The sequence below is a fragment of the uncultured Cyclobacterium sp. genome, from assembly GCF_963976465.1.
Taxonomy (GTDB): Bacteria; Bacteroidota; Bacteroidia; order Cytophagales; family Cyclobacteriaceae; genus Cyclobacterium.
In genome coordinates this window covers 1-7,003 of sequence record NZ_CAXBOC010000307.1, presented here as the reverse complement: position 1 = coordinate 7,003, position 7,003 = coordinate 1, and the positions used below count along the sequence as shown (strand labels likewise).

The 7,003-nt window shown below is 40.9% G+C and carries 5 protein-coding genes; all 5 read left to right on the top strand.

The genetic code is table 11. The features are described from left to right. Positions 1 to 165: 165 nt before the first annotated feature. Positions 166 to 1,248, top strand: a complete 1,083-nt coding sequence (locus tag AAC037_RS16295; RefSeq protein ID WP_339904019.1) for a hypothetical protein — start codon at positions 166 to 168, stop codon at positions 1,246 to 1,248. Positions 1,249 to 1,259: 11 nt separating this feature from the next. Next, on the top strand, positions 1,260 to 3,086 hold the full coding sequence (locus AAC037_RS16290) for an FAD-dependent oxidoreductase (RefSeq protein WP_339904017.1): 1,827 nt from the start codon (positions 1,260 to 1,262) through the stop codon (positions 3,084 to 3,086). 14 nt (positions 3,087 to 3,100) lie between these two features. Next, positions 3,101 to 4,543, top strand: a complete 1,443-nt coding sequence (locus AAC037_RS16285) for a sulfatase (RefSeq protein WP_339904015.1) — start codon at positions 3,101 to 3,103, stop codon at positions 4,541 to 4,543. Positions 4,544 to 4,782: 239 nt separating this feature from the next. After that, positions 4,783 to 6,456 carry a sodium:solute symporter family protein gene (locus AAC037_RS16280; protein WP_339904014.1) on the top strand — a complete coding sequence of 558 codons (1,674 nt, stop codon included), beginning with the start codon at positions 4,783 to 4,785 and terminating at the stop codon, positions 6,454 to 6,456. A gap of 22 nt (positions 6,457 to 6,478) precedes the next feature. Next, on the top strand, positions 6,479 to 7,003 hold a 525-nt coding region (locus AAC037_RS16275), incomplete at its 3' end, for an FAD-dependent oxidoreductase (protein ID WP_339904013.1).

Sequence of the window (7,003 nt, the reverse complement as noted above, 5' to 3'; positions counted from 1 at the left end):
TAAAGAGGTAACCGTACCTGCAGGCGAAACACATGTGGAACAATTTCCTGAAGGAATTGAAGCCAGGTGGGTAAGATTGGTTGGTGACCAAGATTGTAAAGCAAGTGCACAATTTACTTACAAATAACAAATAAAAGGAAAACACCTAAACTTGAATAATATTTAATGAATTTGACCAGAGGTTTAATCCTGTTGATTGTTACGATAAGTCTTGTAGGCTTACATGAGCGTGAAAAGCCCGTTAAGAAGACTTTGATTGAAAGTTTGCAAACAGATTCTTTGCGCTATGACATGTATTTGCTTGAAAATGAGCTTGGACAAGCAGAAGGGTATACGGCAGAAATTTTCACACCTGTTTGTCACACCAATGAATGTTATCCGGTTTATATCGACTTCTATTGGGACCTCTTGGGAAATTATCAAAAATATGAAGTTCCGGAAGGGGAGATGTTAACCAAATTGGACCATATACCCTTTGATGATGACGACCATGAAAAGTTGCAGGAGATTCTTAGCAATGAAAGGTCGCTTCTTAAGGAGTATAAAATAGAAGAGTTGGTGGGAAGCACACAAACTATAGCTGCAAATGGGGTGGATGCTGTGACTGGAGCTACTCTCAAAACGATAAAAAATGAAGTGATTGACGGGGCTGTTTATTCTTGTTATACATTATGGCATTTGGCCCATGGGGAAATGGTAGATAAGATTAAGGCCCATACAGAGGAGCTTTATTCAAAAGTCTTATTGGTCCAATTTCTTGAAAGTGGCCATTATCCGTATCAATATTGGGCCATTGAAAAGGTAATTGAGAAGAATCTCTACAAGGACAATACACTATCCACAGCTATGCTTGATGTATTGCTTGGAGACAATATTTTTCTGGGATCTTATTTAATTAAGGTACTGCCTATGGAAATTTTTTCCACTTTAGATCGCCAAATTTGGCTTTGGGAAACCCTGGAGAAAAGCCCCTATAGGTTACAAATGAAGATACTTGACAAATTCAATACTTTAAAATTGTATCCGGAAATCCAAAGCAAATTGTTATTAGGGATGAAAGAAGGCAATCCGGCTCAGCAAAAAATGATTTATTCGGTATTAAAAAACCAGTTAAATCTTAGTAAATCACAACAGTATCAGCTTTTAGACTATATAAAGGATGGAATATGGGAGGAAGGTTTGAAAGAACTGTTGCTCAACCAAGAAAAATTGGATAAAAGAATAAAAAAACAACTGAACACTAAATAAATAAACCTAAAATGAAACGTATTCTATGGATGTTTGGCCTTCTGCTGGCCTTTACCCAAATCAATCTACAAGCCCAGGACAGACTACTTGTAGAAGCAGAATCATTTGAAAATACTGGGGGCTGGGTAATTGATCAGCAGTCCTTTGATGTTTTATACAGTTCTTACCTTATGGCACATGGAATGGGGCGTGTGGTAGAAGATGCAAGCACAAAGGTGAATTTTGAAAAGGGAGGGACTTACCATATGTGGGTTAGGACCAAAGACTGGGCCCCATATCCTACAGGTCCCGGCGCCTTTAAGTTGGCTATTAATGAAAAAGAGATCGATCAGGTATTTGGTCAAAGTGGGATTGTTGATTGGGACTGGTATTATGCAGGGGAAGTAGAAATGAAGCAAGGGGAGAATTCCTTAACAGCCAAGGATCTTTCCGGCTTTAATGGAAGGTTTGACGCCATTTATTTCTCTACCTCCGAGGCAGACAAGCCTACCAATGACAACGAAAAGCTCTTGACCCTTCGTAAGGAATTGTTGGGATTGACCGATGGACCTGAGGAAATAGGGAAATTTGATTTGGTAGTTGTAGGTGGAGGAATGGCAGGTACAACAGCAGCAATTTCTGCCGCCAGAATGGGCTTAAAAGTAGCTTTGGTGCAAAATAGACCTGTATTAGGAGGAAATAACAGTTCTGAAATCAGGGTACACCTTATGGGTAGAGTGGATGTCAACCATTACCCTAAATTAGGGAGAATTGTCAGGGAATTAGACAACGGGGATCCGGGCAATGGAAATCCTGATGAAAAAAGATATGGAGACGATAGGAAGGAGCAAATTGTAAAGGCAGAGCCCAATATCTCACTCCATCTCAATACCCATGTCTATGAAGTGGAAATGGATGGAAATAGCATCAAAGCGGTGATCGGTCGTGATATTGCTACCAATCAAGAATACCGATTTGAAGGCACCTATTTCTCAGACTGTACCGGAGATGGTACGCTGGGGTTCCTTGCAGGAGCAGAATATAGAATGGGACGTGAAAGTAAAGAAGAAACCGGAGAATCACTGGCAGCTGAAACCGCTGATGATTTCACCTTGGGAACCTCTAATTTATGGGCCTCTGTGGAAAAAGATTATTCTTCTGACTTTCCTGAAACCCCTTGGGCTCTTCCGTTTTCTGATGAATATCACATCGATGAACATCAATCAGATTGGCAATGGGAGACAGGATTTGGCAATTTTAATACCATTTATGAAGCCGAACAAATCAGGGATCACAACCTAAGAGCGATTTATGGCAATTGGTCTTACCTTAAAAATCAGAAAGGGGACAAGTACAAAAATCATGAACTGGCTTGGGTTTCCTATATTGGAGGTAAAAGAGAATCAAGACGATTAATGGGAGACCATGTATTGACCCAGATGGACATCCAAGATGGAGTGATGTATCCGGATGGAAGTGTAACAGCTACCTGGACCATTGACCTACATTTTCCCGATGCGAAAAATAGCAAATACTTTGAAGGGGAAGAGTTTTTTGCTGCGACCAAACATATAAGGGTTAAACCTTACACCATTCCTTACCGCTGCTTGTACTCAAGAAACATTGATAATTTGTACATGGCCGGAAGAAATATCAGTACCACACATGTAGCATTTGGTAGTACTCGAGTAATGCGTACCTGTGGAATGATGGGCGAAGCAGTAGGCTATGCAGCTTATGTAGCCAAAAGAAACAACGCCAGTCCAAGGGAAGTGTATACCAGGCACTTGGAAGAATTCATGGGTATTATCGAATCTCCTTTAAATATTTATACTTATCCGACATTGCCCAATAAATAAGTCTAGTTTCAAAAATGAATTATTGTAAAATACCAATTCTTTTATCCTTGATTTTGTTTGGGGCATATACTGCTTCAGCTAATAATAGGCCTCCGAATTTTGTTTTTATCATCACTGATGATATTTCAGCCGAAGACCTAAGCATTTATGGCAATCAATCGATTGATACCCCAAATCTGGAAAAGCTTGCGATGAGAGGGTTGGTATTTGACAATGCTTATTTGACGACAAGTTCTTGTTCTCCCAGTAGGATATCCATGATTACCGGTAGGTACCCACACAATACCGGAGGTCCTGAAATTCATGTACCTCTTCCTTCCGGTCAAAATACCTTTGTGCAGGAATTAAAACAATCAGGTTATAATACAGTTTTATCGGGTAAAAACCACATGGCAGCTCCCGATCAATTGGGATTTGTAACGCATTCAGATGGCCTACCTGCAGGTAGTGAAAAATGGTTGCCTCACCTAAAAAACCGTCCCAAAGACCAGCCTTTCTTTTTTTGGTTTGCCTCCCATGATGCCCACAGAGACTGGCAAGTCAATGATAAAGCCCGCACTTACCTTCCTTCGCAAGTAGAGGTACAACCCTATATGTATGACGGACCGCTTACAAGAGAGGACCTCACCGGATATTACCATGAAATCAGTAGGCTGGACCATTATGTAGGATTGGTTCTGAATGAACTGGAAGCTCAAGGGATAATGGAAAATACCTATGTTATTTTTGTCTCTGACAATGGCAGGCCTTTTCCCAGAAGCAAAACCTACTTGTATAAAAACGGTATTCAAACACCTTTGCTCATTGCGGGGCCGAAAGTCAAACAAGGCAGGACCAATGCTCTTGTCAGCGCAATTGATTTATCTGCAACAATCTTGGAACTTGCCGGTTTAGAAGCTCCTGAAAGCGTTCAAGGTATTAGCTTTACTGAAGTTTTTAATGACCACACTGCCATAGTTCGGGATGTGGCTTTTGCTGAACGAAACTGGCACCGGTACAGCATGCATGAAAGGATGGTCCGTATGGGGGATTGGATTTACATTAGAAACAACTGGCCCAATAAGCGGAACCTTTCGGGTGAGTCAGACCCTCACGCTTTTCCTGCAGCAAAAGAGTTGTGGAACATGCACGAAAAAGGCCAACTAACGGCTGCTCAGTATTTAATCACCTTATTGCCCCAGCCGGCTGAGGAGCTTTACCATACCAAAGATGATCCGCATAATCTTAAGAATGTCATTTATGTCCCTGAAAACAGGGCACTTGTCCACCAAATGAGGGTTTTATTAACAAGGTGGACCAATCAAACAGGAGATAATATCCCCAATAAGCCCACCCCCAATAAAGCTACTTTAGATGGTACATTATTAAATTGGAAGCGAGGGGAAATGCCGGGAGAGGCCACTTCAGCCTATTTAATCAACCAGTCAGGCCCCATTTTAGTAAAAGAATTCCCATAAAGGCTGTGGGAAAATCATTACCGTTAAACAAGAGATATGCAATAGACAATCAATTACTCCAAAATCCGCCACCTCACTGCTGTTTTCAATTTTTCCATAGCGATGCTATGCTTGATTCCTATTACTTAATCAGGGTAAAAGTTTAAATTTTACTTTTACCTTTAAATTATAGAATAGGTTTATTGTAAATGCCCTAATAGCCTTTAATCATTAAGTATTCGCCCATTATTCATTCTTGTATGCATCAATTAGATTACCTAACCATTTTTATTTTTACCCTGATTATTCTCGGAGCAGGCTTGTCTTTTGGAAAGCAAGGTGGAGATATGAAATCCTTTTTCGCTGCTGGAGGAGCAGTACCCTGGTCCATTAGCGGCTTGTCTTTATTCATGAGTTTTTTTTCCGCAGGAACTTTTGTGGTGTGGGGTTCTATAGCCTATGAATGGGGTTGGGTGGCCATCACTATTCAAATGGCCATGTGTATTAGTGGTTTCTTGATTGGAAAATACCTGGCACCAAAATGGAAAGAAACACAATCCATTACCGTTGCTGAATACCTTACCAATAGATTTGGCAAAAAGGTACAGCAATATTACACTTTCATCTTCCTAGTTCTTTCTTTAGGTTATACCGGTGCGTTTCTTTATCCGGTTGCAAAAATATTAAATGTGGTGACAGGTTTTGATATCTATTATGCCATCTTGCTGTTGGGAGGAATGATTATGCTATATACAGCAGTGGGAGGCCTATGGGCGGTTATCGTCACTGATGTCCTACAGTTTGTCATTCTTACTGCAGCAGTTTTGATTGTTTTACCGCTTTCTTTGGAAAAAGTAGGAGGTATGAATCAATTTATTGCTGAAGCGCCTGACACGTTTTTTAATCTATTCAATGGAGAGTACACCTTTTGGTTCATTTTGGCATTTGTTGGGTACAATACCATTTTTATCGGTGGCAATTGGGCTTATGTGCAAAGATATACTTCCGTGAAAGATAAAAGCTCAGCGAGTAAGGTGGGCTATCTTTTTGGGGTCTTGTATTTAATTAGTCCATTGATTTGGATGTTGCCCCCTATGATTTATCGGGTTTTGGACCCCAGTCTGACTGGCTTAGAAACTGAGGGAGCCTACCTGAGAATGTGCATGAGTGTGTTACCGGTGGGAATGCTGGGTTTAATGCTTGGAGGAATGATCTTTGCCACAGCCAGCTCAGTAAACACTTCTCTGAACCTTGCTGCTGCAGTTTTGACCAATGATGTTTACCAGCCTCTATACCCAAAGGCCGGACCTAAGACCCTGATGAAAGTAGCCAGAATAGCAACACTACTCTTTGGCTTGGGCACCATAGCTGTAGCATTTATGGTACCGCTCGCAGGAGGTATAGTGGAAGTGGTATTAAGTATTGGGGCTGTTACGGGCGGGGCATTATATGCTCCCGCTATCTGGGGACTTTTTTCTAAAAGGCAAACAGGAACTTCCATTTTAGTAGTTACCGGACTGAGTCTTTTAATCAACCTCTTTTTCAAATTTATTTCCCCGGCTTTATTCTCCTTTTCCTTGGGGCGAAGCAGTGAAATGATCGTAGGGGTGTTTTTACCTATTGCACTATTGGCCTTGTATGAAATTTATGGTAAAGTTGAAAATCCGCAATTCAAGCAATATGAAAACTATTTAGAGAGGAACAAAAGGAGTGGTTTGACTGAGAGTTTAAATGATGGTCAAATTCAAAATACCTATGGTTATAAAGTAATGGGCTGGGCATTTATTGGCATTGGCTTGTTGTTTTTTGGACTTGGGATATGGGGAGGAGGAGGAAGCATTTATCTTTTTATCATGGGGACGCTAATTTTTCTCCTGGGATATTATGCTGTCCATTATTCAAGTAAACAAGCGAAAGCTCAAAATATAAAGTAAAAACCTGAATTCAGTAAAATTAATGATCAAAGAAAATTATACGCAAGAGAAGCGAGCGCTTAAAACTGAATACATTGATTCAGACCTTGTAATTGTAGGAGGAGGGCTTGCAGGAACCTGCTGTGCGATCACAGCAGCAAGGCAAGGTGTCAATGTAGTGTTGGTGCAAGATAGGCCCGTATTGGGTGGCAATGGCTCATCTGAGATTCGCTTATGGATTCTCGGTGCAACATCCCATATGGGTAATAATAATCGTTGGGCGAGGGAAGGAGGAGTTATCGATGAAATTCTTCTGGAGAACTTATACCGTAACCCTGAAGGAAATCCTTTGATATTGGATACCATCCTTATTGAAAAGGTGACAGCACTGCCAAACATCAGGCTTCTTTTGAATACGGCCATGTATGATTTAGAAAAGAAAGGAAATGACTCTATCGACCATGTCATGGCCTTTTGTAGTCAGAATTCCATCCAATATAAACTCAAAGCACCATTATTTGTGGATGGGTCAGGAGACGGCATCATGAGTTTTATGGCAGGGGCAGCT

What these genes read in the sequence shown, in the direction of transcription:
- AAC037_RS16295 (WP_339904019.1), top strand. Translation starts at nt 166, where the DNA reads ATGAATTTGACCAGAGGTTTAATCCTGTTGATTGTTACGATAAGTCTT.
- AAC037_RS16290 (WP_339904017.1), top strand. Translation starts at nt 1,260, where the DNA reads ATGAAACGTATTCTATGGATGTTTGGCCTTCTGCTGGCCTTTACCCAA.
- AAC037_RS16285 (WP_339904015.1), top strand. Translation starts at nt 3,101, where the DNA reads ATGAATTATTGTAAAATACCAATTCTTTTATCCTTGATTTTGTTTGGG.
- AAC037_RS16280 (WP_339904014.1), top strand. Translation starts at nt 4,783, where the DNA reads ATGCATCAATTAGATTACCTAACCATTTTTATTTTTACCCTGATTATT.